This is a genomic window from Haloferax sp. s1 (assembly GCF_058382125.1).
Map to the genome: position 1 here is coordinate 1 of NZ_JBZRPK010000060.1, position 779 is coordinate 779.

A 779-nucleotide genomic window follows, 5' to 3' on the forward strand; every position below is an offset into this window, starting at 1 on the left:
GCTATAGCTACATCGCGCCGATGGTCATCACGTTCCTCGTCGAAGACGCCATCGCGGCGAACATGATTATCTCCTACCGCATCACGAACTTCTTCTGGCTCATCTTCTTCACCACCGCCGGAATCGGTCTCCTCGCCGACGTACCGATACTGATGGTACTTCTGAACAGCGCGGGCATCACCTACGAAATGATGCGGACCCGCTGGCGCGAAGTGACCGTTCTCATCCTCGCCCTCTCGGCAGTCTTCACGCCCGCGAGCATCACGACGATGTTCATGGTGACGATTCCGCTGATGGTTGCGTACGGCATCGGTCTCGGGGTCCTGTTCGTAATCACAATCGGCGGACGTCGGGACCTTGCACCCGCTCGCGGAGCGGCGGAGTAACCACAATCCGACCACCGAATCGGATTGAACTCCGAGTATCGACGCTGAGACCGTTGAAAAGGCGTTAAGTATTCTCATGAGAATCGCAGAGTATGGCTAAGATAAGTGTCGAGATTCCCGACGAGTTGCTCACCGACCTCGACGAGCACGTTGGCGACGACAAGAAGTTCGTAAACCGGAGCGATGCGGTCCGCGCGTCCATTCGGAAGACGTTGGACATCCTCGACGAGATTGACGAGCGACACAACCGACTCGACGAAGATGAGTGAGGTTCGGTCAAACGTCGGTCAGATAGCTCTCGTCGGCCTGTTCGTCATGGCGCTGACGACCGCCCAGTTGACGGCATCGAAGTTACTGGCGATTCCGCTACCGTCTTTCATCGGAGAACTCCCG

2 protein-coding genes and 1 pseudogene are annotated in these 779 nt (G+C 57.1%); all 3 read left to right on the top strand.

Features of this window, described 5'->3' with window-relative positions:
* Positions 1–386: twin-arginine translocase subunit TatC (locus QT222_RS00365; protein WP_491475935.1), on the top strand; the 386-nt coding region annotated here is incomplete at its 5' end.
* Positions 387–478: 92 nt separating this feature from the next.
* Positions 479–655 (top strand): ribbon-helix-helix domain-containing protein, encoded by a 177-nt coding sequence (locus QT222_RS00370; protein ID WP_004058458.1) that lies wholly within the window; start codon positions 479–481, stop codon positions 653–655.
* A pseudogene (locus tag QT222_RS00375) lies at positions 648–779 on the top strand (queuosine precursor transporter); the annotation flags it as partial. The gene QT222_RS00370 and the pseudogene QT222_RS00375, both read left to right, overlap by 8 nt.